A 22,047-nucleotide genomic window follows, 5' to 3' on the forward strand; every position below is an offset into this window, starting at 1 on the left:
GCACCCCTCGGAGGGAGTTCCCTGTCAGGCCGGACGTCAGGCCAGACCGAGGCGCTCGGCCGCCGTCACCGCGTCGACCGGGACGGTGACGGGCTGCGGGGCGCCGGCGACGGCCCAGTCGGGGTCCTTCAGGCCGTTTCCGGTGACCGTGCACACGATCTTCTGGCCCGGGTCGACCTTGCCCTGCTCGGCGGCCTTCAGCAGACCGGCGACGGACGCGGCGGACGCCGGCTCGACGAAAACGCCCTCCTGCGCGGCCAACAGCCGGTAGGCGCGCAGGATCTCACGGTCCGTCACCTCGTCGATGAAACCGCCGGACTCGTCCCGCGCGGCGAGCGCGTACTGCCACGACGCCGGGTTGCCGATGCGGATCGCGGTGGCGATGGTCGACGGGTCCTTGACGATCTCGCCGCGCACGATGGGCGCGGAGCCGGAGGCCTGGAAGCCCCACATGCGCGGGGTGTGCGTGGCGACGCCGTCGGCGGCGTACTCCTTGTAGCCCTTCCAGTACGCGGTGATGTTGCCCGCGTTGCCGACCGGGAGGACGTGGATGTCCGGGGCGTCGCCGAGCATGTCGACGATCTCGAAGGAGGCCGTCTTCTGGCCCTCGATGCGCACCGGGTTGACCGAATTCACCAGCGCCACGGGGTAGTTGTCGCTCAGCGCGCGGGCCAGGGTGAGGCAGTCGTCGAAGTTTCCGTCGACCTGGAGGATCTTGGCGCCGTGCACGAGCGCCTGGCCCATCTTGCCGAGCGCGATCTTGCCCTGCGGGACGAGAACGGCCGAAACCATGCCGGCCCGCACGGCGTACGCGGCGGCGGAGGCGGACGTGTTGCCGGTGGAGGCGCAGATGACGGCCTTCGCGCCCTCCTCCTTGGCCCTGGTGATGGCCATGGTCATGCCGCGGTCCTTGAAGGACCCGGTGGGGTTCGCACCCTCCACCTTGAGGTGGACCTCGCAGCCCGTGCGCTCGGAGAGCACCTGCGCGGGCACGAGGGGCGTGCCGCCCTCGCGGAGCGTCACGACCGGCGTGGTGTCGGATACCGGCAGCCTGTCCCGGTACTCCTCGATGATTCCGCGCCACTGGTGGGTCATTGCTGGTTACTCTCCTTCAACCCGCATGATGCTGGCGACACCCCGCACGGTGTCGAGCTTGCGCAGCGCCTCGACGGTCCCGGTCAGGGAGGCGTCGGACGCGCGGTGGGTGACGACGACGAGCGATGCGTCGCCGTCGCCTTCTGGCCGGCCTTGCTGACGAACCGTATCGATGGACACACCGTGCTCCGCGAAGACGGTCGCCACCTGGGCGAGAACACCCGGTTTGTCCGCCACGTCGAGGCTGATGTGGTAGCGGGTGACGACGTCACCCATGCCCGACACGGGCAGCGCGGCATACGCCGACTCGCCGGGCCCCGTTGCCCCGCTGAGCCGGTTGCGGCAGACGGCGACGAGGTCGCCGAGCACGGCGGACGCGGTGGGCGCACCGCCGGCACCGGGCCCGTAGAACATGAGCTGCCCGCTCGCGTCGGACTCGACGAACACGGCGTTGTACGCGCCGCGCACGGAGGCGAGGGGATGGCTCAGCGGAATCATGGCGGGGTGCACGCGCGCGGTGACCGAGCCGCCGTCCTGGGCCCGCTCGCAGATGGCGAGCAGCTTGATGGTGCAGCCCATGTTCTTCGCCGAGGCGAAGTCGGCCGCGGTGACCTCGGTCATCCCCTCGCGGTAGACGTCGTCGAGACGCACCCGCGAGTGGAAGGCGATGCCGGCGAGGATGGCGGCCTTGGCGGCGGCGTCGAAGCCCTCGACGTCGGCGGTGGGGTCGGCCTCGGCGTACCCGAGCGCGGTGGCCTCGTCGAGCGCCTCCTGGTACCCGGCGCCCGTGGAGTCCATCTTGTCGAGGATGAAGTTGGTCGTCCCGTTGACGATCCCCAGCACCCGGTTGACCTTGTCGCCGGCGAGGGACTCGCGCAGCGGGCGGATCAGCGGGATGGCGCCGGCGACGGCGGCCTCGTAGTAGAGGTCCTTGGCGTGCTCCTCGGCGGCGGCGTGCAGAGCGGCGCCGTCCTGGGCGAGCAGCGCCTTGTTGGCGGAGACGACGGACGCGCCGTGCTCGAAGGCGGTGGTGATGAGGGAGCGGGCGGGCTCGATGCCGCCGATGACCTCGACCACGACGTCGATGTCGCCACGTTTGACGAGCGCGGTGGCGTCGGTGGTGACGAGGCTCGGGTCGATGCCCTCACGGACCCGGTCGGGCCGGCGCACGGCCACGCCCGCCAGTTCGACGGGCGCCCCGATCCTGGCGGCGAGGTCGTCGGCGTGCGTCGTCATGATGCGCGCCACCTCTGAGCCGACAACCCCACAGCCCAGCAGCGCCACCTTCAGCGGACGCGTACGCATCATCCGACCTCGTTTCCTCATACCGTCTACGGTTGGACCAGTCTCACTCACCGGACGGGAGTTTCTGCCCCATGTCCGGATCGTGAGACATCTATTTCATTTGTGCAGGGGCGGAAAACAGGAGATCTTCCGCCCCGCGGGGCTCCGGGCTAGCCGACGTCGAGACGCAGGAGGTCCTCCTCCGTCTCGCGGCGGACGATGACACGGGCCTCGCCGTCGTTCACGGCGACGACGGGCGGACGGAGCACGTGGTTGTAGTTGCTGGCCATGGAACGGCAGTACGCACCCGTGGCGGGCACGGCGACGAGGTCACCCGGTGCCAGGTCGGAGGGCAGGAACGCGTCCTTCACCACGATGTCGCCGCTCTCGCAGTGCTTGCCGACGACACGGGCGAGCATGGGCTCGGCGTCGGAGGTGCGCGACACGAGCGCGACGCTGTACTCGGCGTCATAGAGCGCGGTGCGGATGTTGTCCGACATACCGCCGTCGACGGAGACGTAGGTACGGAGGTTGTCGAGGGGCTTGATGGTGCCGACCTCGTAGAGCGTGAAGGCCGTCGGACCGACGATGGCTCGCCCGGGCTCGACGGAGATGCGCGGGGTGCGCAGCCTGGCCGACTCGCACTCCCGGGTCACGATCTCGGTGAGCGCCTTGGCGATCTCGTGCGGCTCACGGGGGTCGTCGTCGCTCGTGTACGCGATCCCGAGCCCGCCCCCGAGGTCGATCTCGGGCAGCTCGACGCCGTGCTCGTCACGGATGTCCTTGAGCAGGCCGACGACCCGGTGCGCGGCGACCTCGAAACCGGACATGTCGAAGATCTGCGAGCCGATGTGGCTGTGGATCCCGATGAGTTCGAGCGAGTCGAGCTGGAGCGCACGGCGGACCGCTTCCGCCGCCTGCCCTCCGGCCAGCGGAATCCCGAACTTCTGGTCCTCGTGGGCGGTGGCGATGAACTCGTGGGTGTGGGCCTCGACGCCGACGGTGATACGAATCTGCACGCGCTGCCGCTTGCCGAGTTCCCGCGCGATGTGGGCGACGCGGACGATCTCCTGGAAGGAGTCGAGGACGATCCGCCCGACACCGGCCTCGATGGCCCTTGTGATTTCGTCGACCGACTTGTTGTTGCCGTGGAAGGCAATGCGGTCGGCAGGCATGCCGGCGGACAGGGCGGTGGCGAGCTCACCGCCGGAGCACACGTCCAGATTGAGCCCTTCCTCGTGCAGCCACCGAACGACGGCACGCGAAAGGAACGCCTTCCCGGCGTAGAAGACGTCGGCGTCGGCCCCGAAGGCACTGCGCCAGGCCCGCGCCCGGGCCCGGAAGTCGGCCTCGTCGAGGATGTAGGCGGGGGTGCCGTACTGCTCGGCGATGGTCTTCACATCGATACCGCCGACAGTGGTCACGCCGTCCTCGTCGCGGGTGACCGTCTGGGCCCAGACCTTGGGGTCGAGGACGTTGAGGTCGGTGGGCGGGGCGGAGTAGTGGCCCTCGGGGAGGACGTCGGCGTGACGGGGCCCGGCGGGGTGTGCAGAACGGCTCATCTTCTTTGCTGGCTCTCTAGAGGTGTTGGGGTGCGTCGATGCCGAGCAGGGACAGGCCGCCGGCCAGCACCGCCCCGGCGGCTTCGGCGAGCGCGAGCCGGGCACGGTGGGCGGCCGAGGGTTTCTCGTCGCCGCGCGGCAGCACCACGGGAAGGACGGCGAGAACGGCGTCGGCGAGGGTGACGAGGTGCCGGGCGAGGCTGTCGGGCGTGCGCTGTGCAGCCGCGCGGGCGAGAACGCGGGGGTGATCGGCGAGGACGGCGAGCAGGGCGCCCACGTCCTCTTGTACGTGCTCTACGTCTCCGGGCTCGGGGGTGAAGCCCAGGTCGGCGGCGTTACGGCTGAGGGCCCGGGTGCGGGCGTGGGCGTAACGGACACGGAAGAGAGGGTTGCTCTCGCGCTGGACCAGATGATCGGCGGTGATACGGGGCCGGTGGTGGGCGGCGGGATGCAGAAGCGCCCAGCGAGCGGCATCGGGGCCGAGGAGGGCGGGGTCGTCGGGGGCCGGGACGGGCCGGAGGTTCACCGGCTCGCCGTGGTCGACCTCGACGCGGCCGCCCTGGGAAGCGACGATGCGCACGAGGGCGTCCGCGACGACTTCCGCCCGGACCTCGTACGGGATACGCAGCTCGACGACCTGCCCGGCGAGGGCGTCACTGTGACCGTACGCCGTGCCGTCCCGGAGAATCTCGCGCGTCAGGGCCGCAGCGGTCGCCCCTGCCCCCTGCAGGCTGATGTTGATGAACCCCGGCCCGGTGACGACGACGTCCGCGACGCCGTCCGTCCGGGCGAGGTGCTGCTGCAGGATCTCGGCAACACGCCGGGGCGGCTGCCCGGCGGGCCGTGCGAGCTGCAGGGCGATGTTGGTGGCGTAGTCGCCACAGCCACCCGGCCCGGGCGGCACCACAACGGCCCGTTGCGGCACGGCCACGCTCAGCTCCCCCTCGTCGACAGCACGACGCACCGCGCGCAGCACGGTACGGGAGAGCTCGACGGGGGTCACGGCACAAGCGTATGGGAGGAGGGGGGTGGGTAGGCGAGTCGGTTTGGGCGGGGGTCCGGGATGTGGACAGGGCGCTTGGACGGGAGGGCGTGCGCCCGGATCAGCCGCCGGCCCGCCCGGCCCGCTCGGCCTCACCGAACCCGAGAACACTCCCGAGCCCGGCCTCACCGCCCTCTCCCCTGCCTCTCCCGCTCCTCCTTCGCTCGATCAACTGCTTTACGAGACACACGAGTTCGGCAGGCTCGAAGGGCTTGGCAAGAAAGGCGTCGACCCCCACGTCCAGCCCGGTCTCGACCTCGTACGAGGTGCATGCGCTGACGATGGCAAGGGGAAGGTCACGGGTCAGCGGATCGGAACGAAGCCGGGAGGCGGTCCGCAGCCCGTCGAGTCGAGGCATGACCACATCAAGGGTCACGACGTCGGGCCGCACCCGATGAACGACATCCAGACACTCGGCACCGTCAGCCGCGGTCACCACCTCGAAACCCTCCAGCTCGAGATTGACCCTGATCAGCTGCCGGATGACCTTGTTGTCGTCCACAACAAGCACCCGGCCCGACGCGCCTGGCACAACTCGAGAGTAGGTCCGGACCGGCCACCGCGTCCGGGTTTTCCCTACTTCTGGCCCTTGCGGGGGACGGGGCTCCGCACTTCTGGTCCTTGCGGGGGACGGGACTCCACGCTTCTGGCCCTTGCGGGGGGCGGGACTCCACGCTTCTGGCCCTTGCGGGGGACGAGACTCCGCACCTCTGGTCTTTGCGGGGGGACGGACTTCCGGCCATGCAGACGGATGCGGCTTTCGGCGGCAGGGGCGGGGTTGACGGCAGGGCAACAGCGGGCGCCACTGGGCGGTGCGGCGCGGGACGGTACTCCGGGAGGGGGCCGCTAAACCCGTTCATGAACACCCTGGATCAGCTGGTAGGGTTCTACCCGTCGCCGCGCACGCAGCGCAGCGGACACGCCCCCGTAGCTCAGGGGATAGAGCAACGGCCTCCGGAGCCGTGTGCGCAGGTTCGAATCCTGCCGGGGGCACCGGAAATCAAGGCCCTGACCAGCGGAAACGCCGGTCAGGGCCTTTCTTGTGCATGCCAAAACAGCAACGGCCAAGTAAGCCATGTGCACTCACGAGCCCACGCATTCCGACCTGGGATTTTGGCGCACCGGTCGACCGAAATCCCAATTGTCCGATCCCGTGACATCGCTCCCTGCGGGGTATGCGCGGGACGGAGGCGTCTAAATCGGGGTTCCTGGAGCCACGACCCGCTTGTGAGCTGCATGTTTGCGGCCAGGGAAGCGAACAAGGCAGACGTCTGAGCAGGCCGTTCCACTTTCCTGAGCCGAGGGGTCAGAGCCTGCTGAAACCGGGGTACCTCACGGGCTTCAGATCTAGTGGAGCGCCGCGCTCCTCGGCACCAGCGGAAAGCTCCTGCTGGCCAGAGGCTTTCCCGCCTCATGCTGGAGACAACCGCGGAACTGCCTATATCGCGTCGCAGACGACTATTGAGAGTCCTGCTCGGCTACCGGAGCCGGGGCCACGGCAAGAGGTAGGAAGTACTCCTCGGCCAGCTTCGCGAGGTGTAGCGGGAGGGGCCGGGAGAGCGGGTGGTACTCATCATGGAAGCGCAGCTGATGGGCGGCCGCTGCAACCACGGCGGGCCGGTCCGGGGCTATACCGGCGCGCCCTGCGGCCGCCAGAGCCGACTCGGACAGGCAGCCGAGCACGGTGAGTTCCAGAGCCTGCGGGTTCCAGGCGGTGGCTGCGGGGCCGTGTGGCCAATCCTTGTGGGGCACCAGCTTGCGCAGGTCATTCCGCACCGTGCCCGCAGTGGGCGGCTTGCCGACGGTACTGATGAACACCCGATCGTCCGGGCCCGCGCCCTGTGCCGCCCACAGACCGGCGGAGAACCCTGGCGTCTCCTCATCGGTCTCGGCAGGTGCGTACCACTGGGGTGTCTCGCCACGGCTGTTGGCGTCCCGAAGCAGCACCATCCGCAGGTCCCTTCCGAAGAGCGCGAGCCGGGCGGGCGGCTCGCCATGGAACGTGACCATGTCTCTGCGCAACTGGCCGTTGTTGAGGCCGGGCCAAGCCTCACGCAGGTTGCCGCTGTTCGCCAGCAGTAGGGTCGGCCGGTCGCGCACCTGGTAGAGCAGCGACCTGATCTGGCGCTCGACCTCGTCGCGCCGCTCCTCGGTAGTCGAGGCAAATCGGCCTGATCGGGTGCGCGTTGCGGTGGCATCCGCCACGGCGCCATCGGTGGCAAGGGTGAGCAGCAGTTGGGCGTAAGGTACCCATTTCTTACGGGCGTCGTCCCACCCTCGTACGGGGTGCACCGGATCGTGTGGGCGGATCCGGAGAGCGACCAGGCGCTGTCCGGCCTGCCGCGTCGGTCCGTTGGCCTTTCGCCGGACCTGCCAGAGCGCAAGGTATTGGAGGTCGTCTGCCACTGCCTCGTCCAGCCGCTGATCCGGCGGGACCACGGCCCCGAGCTGGCGCATCCCGTCAGCCAGGGCGGACCGGGCACGCAGAGCCACAGCTCCGTCGGAGTCCTCCGGTACGACGATAAACTGGCTGACCCGCCGGGCTGCGGCGCAGCCGTGCCGCAGTGCCGACTTGGGGTCGGAGTCCTGTACTGAGAACCGATCGGGGCCCAGCGTCTCTACGATCGCCAGCCCCACCGGACTGGTTCGAGGGCCAAGCTGGGCAGCTGTCAGCGCGGCCCGCTCCCGCACGGCCTCGGCCAGTGCCTGGGCTCGCGACCGGCCGGATTTCCGGACGACCAACAACGGGGCGCCCAGGGCACCAAGTGGCCGGGCACGGAGCACAACGTGCAGGTCTCCGTCCTGCCACTCATAGTCGCCTTCCACTCCGCCAGAGCCGGTCGGAAGTCCCAACCACTCGCGAAGCATCGCGATCAACTCGTCGCGGGTTTCCTCGGTCTGCCAGAGCACGTCTATCAGCAGCGGCTGCCCGCCGAGTGCCGCGCGCACCGCGTCGCGCCGGGCTTGCACGCGCCGTCGGGAGCGCACCTCCTGCTTCTCCAGATCCTTCGTCGCAGAGGTGGGCAGCAGGGCGGGCTTGGCCTTCCGATGCGCGCGTTCCAGGTCGGGCACTCGACGCAGGACTGGGTGGAGACTCTCCTCAAACCACTGATCGAGGAGCGAACGTTCGAGTGGCATAAGTCCGGTGCCGACGCCGTGCCGGCCCATCGCCGTGCTGTGCAGGATGCCTGCGGCAACTCCGTCGCGGCCCTCGATCCAGTCCACCGGTTCGGTGATCAACTCGGTCGGCTTGGGGTAGGCCCGAAGCACGTCGAGTTCGGGCAGCAGGTCGACCAGGCTATGCCGGCTCCAGGACAGCATGCCCAGGCCACGGTCGAAGGCCAGGGAGTTGGCAGTCAGCCGTCGGCGCGAACCGTCGGCCCCAGACCAGGGCAGAGGTGCGTCGAGCAGGGCAGTCGCACCTCGGCCCTCCGGCAGCCGGACGGGCGATCCGGTGGCCCAGCGGCGGATCCCGTAGGAGACGTGCACCCTGAATCTCGCGGCGAACGGCACTGTCTGGACGGTGATGGTCACCAGACCCGAGTAGTACCAGGTGCTTTTCCCTCGGGTGTATGTCCGTGGCGGCCAGCTGACCAGCTCGACGCCCTGGTCGCGGATGACCAGCCGGAAGGAGAGGTCGACGCCGTTGAGGTGGAGAGGGCGAGCAGCGAGCCTGGCGCCGATCCACTCGGGCAGCAGGTGGTAGAGCCTCCGGTCGGGTTGGGCCGTGCCTCCCGGGGAGGGCTCCGCTGCGGTGAGGTCCAAGGACTCGTGCCGCCACTGTGGGGTGTGCCGGTCGATCAAAGCCAGTGCCCGATCCAGGGCCGCTTGGTGGTCGGCCGCACGCTCGGCATCGGAATCGGTGCTGGGCGGCAGGGTCATCACCCACGAGACCAACAACGGGGCGACCAGTTCGGCCGGCATCTCCTCGGACGCGTAGAACCAGGGTGACTCGGCACTGTTTCCGGCTCCCCGCCCAGTGGCCACCAGGCCCGGGGCTGTGGCCCGAAGTAGGTCGTTGAGCTTGCTGATCGGCAGGCCCACCGGTTGTTCCCGGCGACGCCACCGTCGCCGGTAGAGGTCCATGAACTCGGTCCGCCATTCCTCTGGAAAACTGATCACGCGATATTGCTCGGTCCAGGCTCCGGCCTGCGGGTCCGGTTCATAGGCGGTGGTGCTGATCAGGCGGTGCATGCGGTGTTCCCTTCGTCGGTGAACTGGATGAGGCAGCGGTCGAGGGCAGTCCACATCGGCCGGTAGAGCGCCTGGACGATGTGCCGGTCGGCCGCGGGCACAGGAGTGTCCGGGGTGAAGTAGGGCCTGAGCACGGCATGGATGCTGTGCAGGAGACTGGTCTTCGGGGTGTCCGGCTGACCTGGCGACTGGCCGGTGGCCAGGTTGGGCGCGAACGCGGCGTCAACGAAGGCGACCCGGGTGGGTACCGCGCCGCGCACGGAGCGGCCGATCACCTGCCAGATCAGCACGAGTAGATCCCAGGTGACCTGCTTCCGGTCGTCATCGCTCAGACGGCTCCAGGCCATGCTCCTGGCCAATACCCGGTACCACTGAGAACGGGCCAGGTCCCTGACCTTGCGGGCGCCCAGGCCCAAGGTGAGCTCGCCCCTGACCCAGTCGGTGAACTCCCCACCGTCGATGGCCCGCACGATCCAGTCGTTGATCGCATGCACCGCCAGGCCGAGGTCGTCGGGACGTGGGTTGGGCCGAGCGAGGAAGTAGATCGACCCGATTGCGGCGTGCCGGCGGTCGAGGTCGAGGATGTTGTGTCCGCGTTCCACTGCTAGCAGAGGCGCCACCAAGATGTCGGCATTGGTGTTGGCTAGCGTCTCCACGTCGCCGCGGCGCAGAACGGGGGCGTGGTGTTCGTCGTCATCCGACCATGTGCCAGCGTTGGGGTCGTCGTCGGACACCAGCCGACGGACTCTGCCCCTCCAGCGCTTGTTAAGGGTGTGCAAGGTGTCCGCCACAAGCTTGGCTTCCTCATAACTGCCGACAAGCAGGAGGATGTGGCGGCGGCTCTCCGGGAGGAGCCTCAGCTCCTCCTGGAGACGGCTGATTCCGGTGTCGTCCTTACCAAGGGCGATGGCCATTCGGCGCAGGATGGCGGCTCGCTGGTCGAGCGGCTCACCCGAGAGCCGCTCTGCCTCATTAGGCACCTGGCACTCGCAAGCCACACGGCACAGACAGCCGTCGCGGACGAACTCGAAGCGGAACTCGCTCTGTTCAACGATCCGTTTCAGTTCCTTCGGATTCGGCTCAATGATCACGCCGATAGGCACCGGGATGTGGTAGCGGCTAGAGCTCCCGGCCCAACTGCTGCCCGACATCAGCAGGACATTGGTGCCGGGTCGACCGTCCACCGTCGGCAGGTCAGGCATCGCACGGAGCAGTTCCCGGCCGAGCCCGCTACAGCGGAAGAAGCGCAACTCTCCGGTACGCGCTCCGCCGAGGTCCGGGCCTTCCATCAGGAACTGAAAGCCGATCACATTGCCCATTGGCGCCTCGGGCACCATCGGGCCGTAGTCGAGCGGCCTGCGGTACATCTCGTTGAAGCCCAGGTTGAGTGCCGCCGCGACGCGCGGCCACATGGCGTTGATCAGGGCGAGTTTGGGCTCCAGCGCGCTGAGCAGCAAGGTGAACTCAAAGCGGGTCATCAGTAGGCTCAGCCACTGTTCCGGATTCTCCGGCAGACAGTCCTTCCTCCGGCGCTTGGCCCTCCTGCGGCTCTCCGCACGCTGCGCAGGTTTCCGCCCCCACTCACCATTGGCGCGGGCACGCAGCTCCTGGTAACGCTCCCGGCCCTCGTTATTCGGGTCCAGGAGGGGATCGAGGTCGAAGAGGTTGCGGAGCACCTTCTCCAGCCGGCTGCGGGTGTTCTCGCGGTAGTTGGTGTGTAGTAGTTCGCTCAGCAGGCCGGTGAGTGCAACGCCGTCCTCGGGGATCGGGCGCCGGTCGCCGAACGGATTCTCTCGGAAGCCGTCAAGGATTTCGGTCAGTCGGCGCCGCGGCGCCCGAAGAGAACGCTCGGCGTCGGGCTCCGCCGCCTCAGCCTGAGTGCCGTCGTGATCTTCCGGCAGCGGGTACCGCTCCTCCAACAGGCGGAGCTGGAGCGTCCAGGCGCTGAAATAACCAGTCCTGACCCAATCGCGCAGGCCGACGTCACTCACCAACATGGCGACCAGACGGTCCGCTGCGGTCTGCGTGGTGTTGACAGCAGCCGACCAGTTCTCGACGTCCCGGTCCGACAGCTGGATCCGCCCAGCACCGGCCAACTCACGGATGCGATGCTGGTTGACATCGTCAAGAAAAGACCGAGTGTCGGGACCGCCGCCGATCAGTGGGATGCCGGGCGCGAACATCCGGTCGAGTTGCATCTGGACCCGGTCTGCTTCGTCGACGATCACCAGGTCGCTGCGCCGACAGGCGAGTTCGAGGTAGCGGATGCGCTCATGATTCTGCGGGTGCGGCACCGCCGAGTCGATCAGGCTGGGCGGTGTGGCGACCCAGACAGCCGCATCGACCAGTTCGCGGGCACCGTGATGGCGGGGGCAGCCCGACCAGAACGGGCAGGCCACCCGGCGCCGTATCCACAGGTCGTCCGCGTAGTCGCCGCGACTGCCGGGCGGTTGCAGCCTGGTGCACGGTGCCTCGCCGAAACCGAGCAGGTCGTCGGCGAGTTGACCCTCCGCGTGCCGCAGCGCGTTCAGGGCACAGGACGTGCTCAGGTAAGCGAATCCAGCATCGTCGTGGGTAAGCAGATTGCGCGCGCCACGGCCGACCAGCCGCCGGTGCAGCCGTTCGGCGTGCTGCTGACGGCCCGTCGCGCCGAGCACCGGTGCGGCCGAACCGGGGACGTACGTGTTGTACAACTGAACCAGTTTGAGCTGCTCGGCGACGTCCCCAACCACAACGGTCGCCCGAAGGCCCCGCCTGGCCAGGTGTACCGCCAGCACGTCCCGCAGAGTGCTCTTGCCGGCGCCGACGATGCCCAGCAGATGCTGGATCCCGCCTACCTCGAAGGTGTCCGCACATTTGAACTTCCCGGCCTGGCGGGTGAAAAGGTGGATCGCAACCAGCCGTCCGGTCCAATTCTCAGATTTGACCGAGTCCATGAACTCCGCAGTCTTCACCAGGTCGTCCCATCGGAAGGTCAGCGGCTCACCCCCGTTCGCCGGGGGTGCCGCAAGGTCGTGGCCGACCGGTGGCGGCAGGGTGTGCTCAGGGAGCTGGACGGTGGTCAGATGCCGACCGATCGGGAAGGCATGCCGGCCGGCCTTCGCTAACGTCAAGGGGCGTCCGGCGAACATCGGCGCCTCGCGCAGCAGCAGCTCGTACGTCTCCCAACGGTCCGGTGCCACCGACAACGAGGAGCGCCGGACGGCCGGAAGACCCGGATCGGCGACCTCATAGGCACGGAGCTGGCGGTCAAGCCGCTGGTACTCCTCAAGCGCCTCGGTCCAGGCCAGACGACGGCCCCAGGTCCATAGTGTGTGCCGGGCCGTGCGGAGGGTTCGTTGCCCGGCCGCGTCTACGGCTTCCCAGGCCCACGCGAACGGGTATCCACTGAAAAGCGTCCAGGCATCCGCTGCCGGCGCGCCGGCAGCAAATCGCTCCTGAAGGACGAGACCAACCTCGATCTCACAAAGGGAGACCAACCGGGCCCTCTTTATCTGCGGTGCGGCTTTCAACAGACAGCTGACCACGTCACCCAGCGACTGGGCGGTGCTACGCATGATTCCTCCTCGCTCGGACGGTTGGCTCCGGTGTGGTGAACTCGCTCGCGGACAGCAGACGCACCCGTGCGCCGGCGGGCAGCGCACGGTCGAAGTCCTGCCGGTACCCGGCGTACGCCACGAGCTCGTCCGGGACTACGACGTCCAGAGGTCCGCCGAGCCGGGCAGCGACATCCGCTGCCCGCAGGGCGGCTGGAACAGGCTGTTCCCGGTTGTGGACCTGAAAGGTGTGGAGTGTCCCGTCGTGGCCGACGACGCGGTGGACACCCAGGCCCAGCGGGAGCAACTGGGCCTGCGACGTGAGGCGAGAACGGACGGTATATTCGGTGCGGCCTGGGAGCGCGAGGAAGAGCCTGAGCCCGAACGGCAGAGCCAGGGCGTGCCCGAGTTGGTGCGACGATTCGAATTCGCGGTCCCCCGGTAAACAACCGCCCTCGCACCAGGGACCGGCCGTCGTCACGGGTTTGGCAAGCAGCAGACAGCTTTTGCAGCGGTGTACCAGCCCGTCGACAGTGAAGCGGTCCGGCACGGGGGCATAGAGGTCTTTGACCAGCTTCCAGGTCTGAGCCACAGTCGGCTGGAGCATCTCCATCGGGTCGAACCGGAGGATGATGGGCCGCCGGATGAGGAAATCGCGGCAAAGTGCGAAGCGCTCCACGGTGCCGCAGGCGTCAGCAAGTTCAGCGAGCCGGGTCTCGGCCTCCTGCTCCAGCGCGCCACGCGGGCCAAGGGAGGCCAGTTCGGCGCAGGTCCGGGTCGGTTCGCCCGCCGCGGGATCGATCAAGCGGGCATCGTCGGTCAGGAAACCGCTTGGCAACGCCAGTGGCCATCCCGAAGGCCCGCGCTCCCTGCACCAAAGCAGCAACTCTGGCACTCCGACGGGCACCGGTTGACCGTGCATCAGCCCTAACAGCACCACGCGGTCCAGCGCCAACTGGAGGCTCGACGGATAAGGCAGCCGGAATGTCGACGATCGGTCCACTGAAATCAGTTCAATCACGCCCCGGGCCACCTCCGTGAGGAGGTCAACATCCGTTCGTTCATCCCCACTCACCGGCTTGTCCCCGCTCCGTGCCCCTGCGGCCGCCGGGCAGAGCACCATCTGGCCACCTCGCAGGTGGCACACTCGGCGCCAGGGACGGCCTCGAAGAGCGTCTCCGCGTGCCAGCCCGAAACTTGCTCGCGCAGTACCGCCTCAGCGGCAGCCTGGGTCTCCGGAGCAAACGGGTCGAGGATCCGCAGATCGACGCCTCCGGGGTGCAGCAGTTCCAGTTCGACCCGTCCTCCGGCCTGCGGTCTGGGCAGCACGCCACCAGCAATGACACGTACGCCCAAGGCCAGTTGAGGATAGGTGGCCAGTATGTTGCGACGCGGACGGTCACTGGCGGAGGTCTTGGTCTCCCGCCAGATCCAGGAACCCGCTTCCCGGTACAGCAGGTCGGGCTCTGCCAAGACCAGCAAGTCGGCCGCGGTGTCGTCGAACACCAGCCGGGGCTCAGTCTGGATCTCCGATCGCGGTTCAGCCGTACGGAGTGGGCACACCTCGGCGTGATGACGCAATAACTCGGCCCCGAGCTGCCGCTCCTCGTCGGGGAGCCGGTAGTCCTCAGGCACCCAGTTCGCTGGGATCTCGGGGGTACACGGCGTACCCGACCACTGGCCATGCCGCTCAGCGAGGAACGCGTGGACCGCCCGACCACGCTCGACGGCTGCCCCCCGCTCCACGGTGTCATCGGCTGGGAGCCGAAGGCCGCGCAGATAGCCGCGGGCCGGACAGCTCCGGTGCCCCCGCCCGGTGGTCGAGGACCAACTGCGCCGCGGCCGACTCCGATCGGCTATCCCGAGAAGCCCCTCAGCCCGCGGAAGCGCCGGACAGACCGGCGCAACAGCACACGAAGTACAGGCAGTACCGGGCCGGTACTCCTGGCTGTCGAGCAGTGCGCGGACAGCGGGCGCCCCGTCGGCCCGGTACAAGGCCAATGCCTCGTCCCGATTGCCATCGAAGATCGTGTCCGTTCGACCGTCGGACAGCGCGAACTGGACAACCCTGACCCATTCGAGCCGGGGATCGAGATTCCCCTCCGCCACAACCAGGGCGGCCACGGCGCGCTCCGCCGCGCTGCGCTTACGAAGCCGGTTGACCGGTAGGCGTAGCTCACGCAAGCGGCCGTCGTCGGACTCGAAGCACAGTCCCCACGCTGTGATCCGATACTCCACAGTGTCCCGCCCTTCGCTGCTTGGGCGGTGGTGCCTGTATACCCAAGGCCGACGGGTGAGTCGGAGGTCCAGATCCGCAGAGAACGCCTCCTGGTACATCCGGAGCGCATGCTCGGTCCACTGCCGAACGCCGTCATGCAGCGGACGCCGCCGACCGCCGCGAGACACGCTCGGCGGAAGCTCGTCCACCGGCCATTCGAGTTTGTCAGCCTCGTCCATGAAGGGGCCGTTCGGAAACGGGTTCAGCACCTCGGGCTTCCAAGCGGCCCGCTCGCGCGGCCGCAGTCCGCGAGCCTTCAGCGCATCGGACGCCGGGCATCGGTACCGCTCTGGACCGAACATGCCCAGGCGTACCTCAATGACGCCGGAATCCCCAACCAGGCCGTCGGGTGGCCAACTCGCTGTCATAATGTCCTCACTTCTCTGCACCCCGGGGCATGCGATCGAGCCGGCCGGGAAATTTTCTTTCGGGTACGGAGCGTGCGCCTTGCTTCCTGGAACTCTTCTGAACGGCCGTTACCGAGTTTTGCGACCGCTCGGTCACGGCGGCGAAGGCGAGATCTTCGTTGCCCGGGACGAGCACCTCCGCAAGGACGTGGCGGTCAAATCGCAGTTTCACCGGACCTTCGAGTCGACAGCCGACTATTCCTATTTCGGCCAACATCTAGAAAGGGAGCTCGAACGACTTCGATTCATGTCGAACGTGCGGGGGATCCCGGAGGTGTTGGGGGACGGTCGCTATGGATGGAGCGAACGCCGGTACATCGTGATGGAACTCATCGAGGGCATCACGGTCGCGTCGTGGATCAACGAGCACCATCCCGTTCCTGCCGCTGCAGCCATGTCGGTTGTCGCACAGCTCTGCGAGATTCTGAATGGCGTGCACGCCGAGAGATATGTCCATCGGGACGTCACACCGAACAACGTCATGATGCAACCCGACGGCCGGGTCCGGCTGCTGGATGTGGGCATCTCTGTCCCGATCGGAGAGGAGAACGCCGATCCTCGCGGCACTCCCGGATACGCCGCCCCGGAGCAGTACGACCCAACCTCGGTGCTCACCCCGCAGGCCGACGTCTTCTCCCTCGGCGCCATGTTGTTCGCGATGACCGTGTCAGAGTTGCCGTACAGCGGCCGGGACAGTCCGCCCGACGGCACGACCCCCGCCTTCCCAAACGACTTCCGTGCCGAGATGCCGGAAGCACTCCGGAGTCTCGCGCTCGCCATGGTCTCCGTCGATCCGCACGAGCGGCCGAGCGGCGTGGCCGAGGTGTTGGGCTATCTACGGCCAATGCTGCCCAAGTCTGACTCCCTCGCGTCCCCGAAGGCCACGCGACCCGACCCAACGGCCCCATACCGGCTCGGCTTGTCCGGACCGTGATCCTCCCTTGGGGACTCGCTGTCACGGCAGGCACCTCAACTGCTCGACAGCCGTGTCGAGGTCGCTCTCACCCAGTTCTCCCAGCAGGACCTGAGCCCGCTCGATCGCCTCCTCAGCCTCCCGAGGCCGACCGGCACCACAGAGCGCTTCCGCGAGCCAGACCAGCGTCCTGGCCTCCCGGCTCCCATAATTCAGCGACTGGTAGAGGTCGCGGGCACGCTCGAAGTCCATGACGGCGGCCTCGTGCTCCGCCAGTGCCACCCGGATCCGGCCCAGGCTGAACAACACATGTGCCCGACCATTTACGTCATCCGTGGCGTCCAGCAGGGCCAGTGACCGCAGGCAGTGCTCCACACCCTCGTCGTACTGGCCCAAGTCGTAGCGGGCACTCCCAATGCCGTTAAGGGCGGCTCCGCTACCCAAGGGATCGCCAAGTCGTTCGAAGGCAGACAAGGCAGCCGTGAAGTGGTCCAGCGCCTCACTCGGTGCGCCGTTCTCTCGCAGCAGAACGCCTAAAACGTAACGCCCCATGGCAACACCCGGAACGTCTCCGTCGTCCTCGCTCACCCGTACCGCCCTGCGCAGTTCTTGCGTCGCCTGGGCCAGATTACCGAGGCCGCGATAAGTACCGGCAAGCATCCGGTGAACCATAGCCACATCCGCCGGACCGGCCTCCCGCCTCGCAGCCTCGAGAGCGCTAGTCAGGTACTTGAGCGCATCCAAATTGCGCCCAGAGCGCCACTGGAAGGTCACCAGGGCCATCGACAGCAACCATGTGTAGCGGTCGAGTCCACGATTCTCGGCAAGCCTGACCGCAGCAGTCAGCGTCGAGTACTCGTTCTCGAACCAGGACATCGCATCCGCCGCGCAAGTCGGAGCCACGACTTCGACGTCCCGTGGTTCGCCAATCGGCAGTCGGCGGCCAGGATCCAGCTTCCGGTCACAAACCCAGGCGTTGTGCAGCAGGAAGTGCAGCACTCGCTCCACCACCCGGGCTTGCTCGGCTTCGTCCTGCCGATCCGCCAGTTCGCCGGCATAGACACGGACCAGGTCGTGCAGAAAGTAGCGCTCAAAGGTCGGCTCAGTCACAAGGCTCATCCGCATCAGGTCATCCATGGCGTTACTCACGCCGACGGCGTCGTCCGATTCGAGCGCCCGCAGCGCCGCCCAACTGACCGTCGGCCCCGGGTGAACCGCCATCTGCCAAAGAAGCCTGGCCGCCGGCGCCGACAGCAGCCTGTGCGACGCTTCCAGCGACAGGCGAACGCTCAGGTTCTCCGAGCCCATGTCAAGGGAACGCAGTCTGGTGCTCTCCTGCCGCAATTCGCGGACCACGCCTGCGAGCGCCGCAGGTGGGCGTTGCGCAATTCGGGCGGCCATGATCCCGAGCGCCAGCGGCACCCCGCCGCAGTGCTCGACCAGGTCGTCGACGAACGGGATGGCCATGCGCATCCGGTCTTCACCCAGCCGTGTCCTCAACAGTTCGGTCGCTTCCTGCCGATCCAGCGGAGGGAGGTCTACCAGGTCCGCTCCCTCCCGGATCGCCAGCCCATGTAAGTGACGACGACTGGTGACGATCGCCGCGCTCGCCCCGAGTCCGGGAAGCAGCAGGCGGACATGCTCCTCATCACGCGCGTTGTCCAGGATGAGCAGGACTGCGCGGTCCGCAAGGGCGGTCCTGTAAGCGGAGACCATGCCGTCCATCGTCGGGGTCGAGGGCCGCACTCCGAGATCGTTCAGGAGCCTGGCAAGGACGGGGCCATGCCGCTCCGGCTCTCTTGGCGAGAATCCACCGAGGTCGACGTAGAGGATCCCGTCCGGGAAGCTCTGCTCGACCCGGGCGGCCGCCCGCACAGCGAGGAAGGTCTTCCCGACACCGGGCATGCCGGTAAACACGACAACCTTGCTCCGCCCAGCCGTACGTCCCAGGAGAGTCTCCGTTAGTCGGCCGATCTGAGGCTGACGGCCGATCAGTTCGACCGGCTGTGACGGAAGCTGCCGGGGCTTCGCACGGGTCGACGCCGATGGGTTGCCAGCCGCTGCCGACCCTGCTTCTTCTGCCTCGCCAGCGAGCAGCAAGTGAACGGTGGGCCGACCAAACTGGCGCTCCCAGCGGGCGAGCAGCGACTCAATCTGGTCATGCCTGCCGAGCGTGCGCAGGGCACGCACCTTGAGTTCGAGTAGTGTCTCGCTCTCCGGCCAGCGGGTCAGCGCGGAGCTGGCCCGGTCGAGCGCGGCAGGCGCCTGACCGCACTCCAATTCGGCGAGGACACATGCCACCATCGCCTCCTTCAGCTCGGTGATGAGTTCGCCGCGTTTTCGTCCGAATCCTTCTTCCGGCATGTCTTCCAGGGGTGTTCCCCGCCACTCACCGAGAGCTGATCTGAGCGCCTTGAGACGCACAGACGTGCTCCCTGCGGTATCTGCAGCGCGGCAGAATTCATGGAAGCGAACGTAGTCGACACTCAACGGATCAGCCTGAATCTGGCAGTACCCTCGCTCGTTCTGCTGGGTGATATCTGGCAACGATTGCCGCAATTGATGAAAACACTGGCGAATTCGATTAGCGTTCGCCTCCTCACCCGGCCACAGGTGGCGCATAACGCCAACGTGCGAGGCACGATGACCGGGCGCCATGAGTAGAACAGCGAGGAGTTCGAGAGCCTTCGCCGACTTCATCCTGACCGGCAGCCCCGCCCGCAGCGCAACCACCGGTCCCAGTACTCGAAATTCCATGATCGCCAACCCTTGCTTCCCCGCGACTCACGCCACCATTGGCCACATCGGCCGACACGAGAAAGCATGCCACGGAGCATCGGACACCCATTAACGTTCAGCTAACGCATACTGCTTGGCGATTGCTCGGCCGATCTGCCACGCTGCAATCATCCTCCCCAGCCATTCCGACGGATCGTCGGAATGCTTCGGGGTTTGTACAGCAGGACACGATGACGCCCGAATCCCAACGGCACCTTAAGGGCGCAAAACGACCCATTAGGTAACGGAACTCAAGGAGAAAGCCATGAAGTCCATGCACCGGCCGCACGTCCAGCGCGGCACCAGCCGCCCCTCATCAAGGCGACGGGTCAAAGCAACGGTGCCACCTCGCCGCCGTCGTAGGCCCCGCCCAACGCCACAGCCCGCTCCCGAGCCGACCTCGGCTGCAAGGGGCGGTCGACTTTGGAAGCCGGTTCGTCCGACAGCTCAACGGGCCTACGAGGTCGAACTGTTCACCGAAATCGACTAGGTAAATAGCAGGTCAGGGGCCTGATTCGCGACGGATGGTCAGGCTCCTGACTGGGGCATGGAACGCCCTGCAGGCTCCAATTCTGCGGCGTGTCGGATGCGTCGGCACCCCACGGTTCGAAGACACATAAGCACTTCGCTACCGCCGACGACATCCGAAATGCCACTCGAAGCAGGCTTGCAGGCTTATTCGTACTCGCACAACAGGTTTGCGATGCGCTGGTTGGCGATCGCCTGGCGTCCATACAGGCACTTGGCGTAGCTGTTCATAAGGACCTCGACGCTGTTGCCTGCGCGTTCGGCGACCTCGGTGGGATCGACGCCGGCGTTGAGCCAGGTGGACAAAGCCGAGTGCCGCAGGTCATAAGGACGGCCTGCGAGCAGTGAGCGCACCAGGTCGGGCGAGAGGGCAAGTTCACGGGCCTCACGCCAGACGCGATCGTAGGCGCTGGACCCGACGATGCCACCGCGCTCGTTGAAGAACAGCCGCCCGTCGTCCGCCGCGCCGAAGGTGTCGATGCTCTCCCGCCAGATCGACACCAGCTCGGGCGGCATCGGTACGGGCCGGGTGTCGTCAGCCGGGCGGCCCTTGAGACCGCGCTCGTCGTGGGCTCTTCCAGTGTCAGTCCACCGCCTGCCCGCCTGCGGCAGTGTGCGATGCACGGTCACCTGCCCCCAGCCCTCCGCGGGCAGCACGCAGTTGGACAAAGACACCCCGACCGCTTCGGCGGGGCGCAGCCCGGCGTAGTACATCCCGGCGAACAGTCCGACCAGCCGCCGTCCACGAGCCCGCCGGTAACTGCCGACGTAGGAGACCGCGCGCAGCAGGGAACGCGCCTGACCTGGGTTGGCGACCACCCGTGGGTCAACCTGGTGGACGGTCTCAGCCACGCTCCATTTGATGGGAGCAAGTGGGTCGCCGGGCAACTTGCGCTGCTCGACGGCGTACCGAACCGCATTGACCAGGACCTTGTGCTTGTGCCGCTGCGTCTCGGCCGCCGCCACCGCGCCATCCTGCTTGAGCCGCAGGGCTGTCAACACCGACCGCATCACAGCCGGATCCATCAGATCGGCCAACGGACGCGAGGCTCCCGCCACCCAGCGCAGGGCCAGCCGGACATCCGCCGGCATCTGGCACGGCTCCGGGCATGGGACGACGAACGCCCAGCCCCGCATCGCCCGCCGCAGCAGTTCATCGCTCGGACGGCCCCGCACGTCCCGGAGCATCGCCCGGGTGATCGCGCACAGCGCATCGTTGGTCTCATCCCGGGTCTTCGCCGCGATCAGCGGCCACCTCATCTCGATGTACTCCAGAGCAAAGGCGTACCAGCTGACCCCAGCCGCGCGACCCTGTGGCGAGCCACGGCTGATCCCCGCAGGGGACTCATCCGCAGCGCCTTGCCGAACGGAACGGAGGAGCGCCGCGCCGAGGTCATCGGCCAGCGCCCTGATATCCGTAGCACCCGCTGTGCGGCGAACGGCCACGGCCCTGCTTCCACGTCTCCTGCCGGGGACGCCGCGCGCCTGAGATTTCGAGTTCCTCATGACGTCCACCACCCTTCTGTTCAGGTGAACGTCCTGGATGCCCACATAAAGCCCCGGCAGCAACGACGCCGCGCACTCCCCTCTGCGCACCCCAGACAAGGATGGAGCCATCCGCAGCGAGCGACTCGACAGTTCGCTGCGCCACTCCCGCATGCAGGTAGGATCCAAGGTAGGATAGGGAGTATGAGTGACCCTACCGGCAAGTACTCAATCACCATGCCCCGCGACATCGCCGAAGCCGCCAAGGCCCGCAGCGGCCCTTCGGGCCTGTCTGCCTATGTCGCCGCCGCCGTCGCGCGCCAGATCGAGCGGGACAATCTCAACGAGCTCATCGCCGTCGCCGAGGCCGAGCACGGGCCCGTCACGGACGAAGAGATCCAGGCCCTGCGCGACCAGCTCCACCAGGCCCGCCAGCAGCAGACGCAAGGCGGGGCGAACGCCGCGTGACACGCCCCTCCCCGGCTACCCCCGGCGGCACCCTGGTCCTGGACAGCGAAGGGCTGGCCAAGGCCGTCCTTCGCGACCGCACCGTCACCGGCTGGCTCGCCCTCGCTCGCGCCGACGATTTGCGGGTGATCACTTCCGCGGCCACCCTCGTGGAAGTGGTCCACCCCCGGATCAACCGCCCGGCCCTGGAGTGGACCCTCGCCCGCCTCGTTATCGAACCGGTCACCGAGCCCATCGCCCGCCACGCCGCCACCCTCCTCGCCGACGCCGGCCTGCACGGCCACAAGTACGCCATCGACGCCATGCTCAGCGCCACCGCCCTCGCTGCCCCCGGTCCGACGACAGTTCTCACCTCAGACCCCGAGGATCTAACCGCCCTGTGCGGCTCTCGCATCACCGTCATCAAGGTCTGAGCATCGACTCTCGCCCGCGGTACCGATCCCCCTTCGGCGCTCCCCACCGCAGGGCCGCCAACCG

14 protein-coding genes and 1 tRNA gene are annotated in these 22,047 nt (G+C 67.7%); 4 read left to right on the top strand and 11 right to left on the bottom strand.

Annotated elements, in window-relative coordinates; all coding sequences use genetic code 11:
- Positions 1–36: 36 nt before the first annotated feature.
- The 5 genes from thrC to IH68_RS0104590 form a co-directional block, all read right to left on the bottom strand.
- Positions 37–1,095 (bottom strand): threonine synthase, encoded by a 1,059-nt coding sequence (thrC, locus tag IH68_RS55030; RefSeq protein WP_030928687.1) that lies wholly within the window; start codon positions 1,093–1,095, stop codon positions 37–39.
- Positions 1,096–1,101: 6 nt separating this feature from the next.
- Entirely contained in the window at positions 1,102–2,403 is a 1,302-nt protein-coding gene (locus tag IH68_RS55035) for a homoserine dehydrogenase (RefSeq protein WP_030928690.1), read from the bottom strand.
- A 146-nt stretch (positions 2,404–2,549) separates the two neighbouring features.
- The gene (gene lysA, locus IH68_RS0104580) at positions 2,550–3,941 is read right to left on the bottom strand and encodes a diaminopimelate decarboxylase (protein WP_030928693.1); all 1,392 of its coding nucleotides are present in this window, start codon (positions 3,939–3,941) and stop codon (positions 2,550–2,552) included.
- Between the two features lie 16 nt (positions 3,942–3,957).
- Positions 3,958–4,944, bottom strand: coding sequence for an ArgS-related anticodon-binding protein NrtL (gene nrtL, locus IH68_RS0104585; protein ID WP_030928696.1), 987 nt, complete (start codon positions 4,942–4,944; stop codon positions 3,958–3,960).
- Positions 4,945–5,044: 100 nt separating this feature from the next.
- On the bottom strand, positions 5,045–5,515 hold the full coding sequence (locus IH68_RS0104590; RefSeq protein ID WP_078912315.1) for a response regulator: 471 nt from the start codon (positions 5,513–5,515) through the stop codon (positions 5,045–5,047).
- 389 nt (positions 5,516–5,904) lie between these two features.
- On the opposite strand from IH68_RS0104590, the gene IH68_RS0104595 reads away from it, so the two are divergent.
- Positions 5,905–5,976, top strand: a tRNA-Arg gene (locus IH68_RS0104595).
- 465 nt (positions 5,977–6,441) lie between these two features.
- Here IH68_RS0104595 and IH68_RS0104600 read toward each other — a convergent pair.
- From IH68_RS0104600 to IH68_RS0104615, 4 genes are read right to left on the bottom strand one after another with little or no spacing between them, the layout of a single operon-like run.
- On the bottom strand, positions 6,442–9,177 hold the full coding sequence (locus tag IH68_RS0104600) for a pPIWI_RE module domain-containing protein (protein WP_051833201.1): 2,736 nt from the start codon (positions 9,175–9,177) through the stop codon (positions 6,442–6,444).
- Positions 9,165–12,734: a hypothetical protein gene (locus IH68_RS0104605; RefSeq protein WP_051833202.1), complete on the bottom strand. Its 3,570-nt coding sequence runs from the start codon at positions 12,732–12,734 to the stop codon at positions 9,165–9,167. The genes IH68_RS0104600 and IH68_RS0104605 overlap by 13 nt, the downstream gene beginning before the upstream one ends.
- The gene (locus IH68_RS0104610; protein ID WP_030928706.1) at positions 12,727–13,836 is read right to left on the bottom strand and encodes an HU-CCDC81 and SPOR domain-containing protein; all 1,110 of its coding nucleotides are present in this window, start codon (positions 13,834–13,836) and stop codon (positions 12,727–12,729) included. The genes IH68_RS0104605 and IH68_RS0104610 overlap by 8 nt, the downstream gene beginning before the upstream one ends.
- The gene (locus IH68_RS0104615; RefSeq protein WP_199931841.1) at positions 13,785–15,293 is read right to left on the bottom strand and encodes a PD-(D/E)XK nuclease family protein; all 1,509 of its coding nucleotides are present in this window, start codon (positions 15,291–15,293) and stop codon (positions 13,785–13,787) included. The genes IH68_RS0104610 and IH68_RS0104615 overlap by 52 nt, the downstream gene beginning before the upstream one ends.
- 67 nt (positions 15,294–15,360) lie before the next feature.
- On the opposite strand from IH68_RS0104615, the gene IH68_RS0104620 reads away from it, so the two are divergent.
- Positions 15,361–16,332 (top strand): serine/threonine protein kinase, encoded by a 972-nt coding sequence (locus IH68_RS0104620; RefSeq protein ID WP_159403641.1) that lies wholly within the window; start codon positions 15,361–15,363, stop codon positions 16,330–16,332.
- A 21-nt stretch (positions 16,333–16,353) separates the two neighbouring features.
- On the opposite strand, the gene IH68_RS0104625 is transcribed toward IH68_RS0104620, so the two are convergent.
- Both IH68_RS0104625 and IH68_RS0104630 read right to left on the bottom strand, forming a co-directional pair.
- Positions 16,354–19,068: an AfsR/SARP family transcriptional regulator gene (locus tag IH68_RS0104625; RefSeq protein ID WP_030928715.1), complete on the bottom strand. Its 2,715-nt coding sequence runs from the start codon at positions 19,066–19,068 to the stop codon at positions 16,354–16,356.
- A 696-nt stretch (positions 19,069–19,764) separates the two neighbouring features.
- Positions 19,765–21,063: a tyrosine-type recombinase/integrase gene (locus IH68_RS0104630; protein ID WP_234341230.1), complete on the bottom strand. Its 1,299-nt coding sequence runs from the start codon at positions 21,061–21,063 to the stop codon at positions 19,765–19,767.
- A gap of 243 nt (positions 21,064–21,306) precedes the next feature.
- Here IH68_RS0104630 and IH68_RS0104635 point away from each other — a divergent pair, with 243 nt between their 5' ends.
- A complete protein-coding gene (locus IH68_RS0104635) occupies positions 21,307–21,570 on the top strand; it encodes a hypothetical protein (RefSeq protein ID WP_030928720.1) in 264 nt (87 codons plus the stop codon).
- A complete protein-coding gene (locus IH68_RS0104640; RefSeq protein ID WP_030928723.1) occupies positions 21,567–21,983 on the top strand; it encodes a PIN domain-containing protein in 417 nt (138 codons plus the stop codon). The genes IH68_RS0104635 and IH68_RS0104640 overlap by 4 nt, the downstream gene beginning before the upstream one ends.
- Positions 21,984–22,047 lie beyond the last annotated feature (64 nt).

The sequence above is a fragment of the Streptomyces sp. NRRL S-646 genome, assembly GCF_000720765.1.
GTDB lineage: Bacteria > Actinomycetota > Actinomycetes > Streptomycetales > Streptomycetaceae > Streptomyces.

What these genes read in the sequence shown, in the direction of transcription:
- thrC (WP_030928687.1), bottom strand. Translation starts at nt 1,095, where the DNA reads ATGACCCACCAGTGGCGCGGAATCATCGAGGAGTACCGGGACAGGCTG.
- IH68_RS55035 (WP_030928690.1), bottom strand. Translation starts at nt 2,403, where the DNA reads ATGATGCGTACGCGTCCGCTGAAGGTGGCGCTGCTGGGCTGTGGGGTT.
- lysA (WP_030928693.1), bottom strand. Translation starts at nt 3,941, where the DNA reads ATGAGCCGTTCTGCACACCCCGCCGGGCCCCGTCACGCCGACGTCCTC.
- IH68_RS0104600 (WP_051833201.1), bottom strand. Translation starts at nt 9,177, where the DNA reads ATGCACCGCCTGATCAGCACCACCGCCTATGAACCGGACCCGCAGGCC.
- IH68_RS0104605 (WP_051833202.1), bottom strand. Translation starts at nt 12,734, where the DNA reads ATGCGTAGCACCGCCCAGTCGCTGGGTGACGTGGTCAGCTGTCTGTTG.
- IH68_RS0104610 (WP_030928706.1), bottom strand. Translation starts at nt 13,836, where the DNA reads ATGGTGCTCTGCCCGGCGGCCGCAGGGGCACGGAGCGGGGACAAGCCG.
- IH68_RS0104615 (WP_199931841.1), bottom strand. Translation starts at nt 15,293, where the DNA reads ATGTTCGGTCCAGAGCGGTACCGATGCCCGGCGTCCGATGCGCTGAAG.
- IH68_RS0104620 (WP_159403641.1), top strand. Translation starts at nt 15,361, where the DNA reads ATGTCCTCACTTCTCTGCACCCCGGGGCATGCGATCGAGCCGGCCGGG.
- IH68_RS0104625 (WP_030928715.1), bottom strand. Translation starts at nt 19,068, where the DNA reads ATGGAATTTCGAGTACTGGGACCGGTGGTTGCGCTGCGGGCGGGGCTG.
- IH68_RS0104635 (WP_030928720.1), top strand. Translation starts at nt 21,307, where the DNA reads ATGAGTGACCCTACCGGCAAGTACTCAATCACCATGCCCCGCGACATC.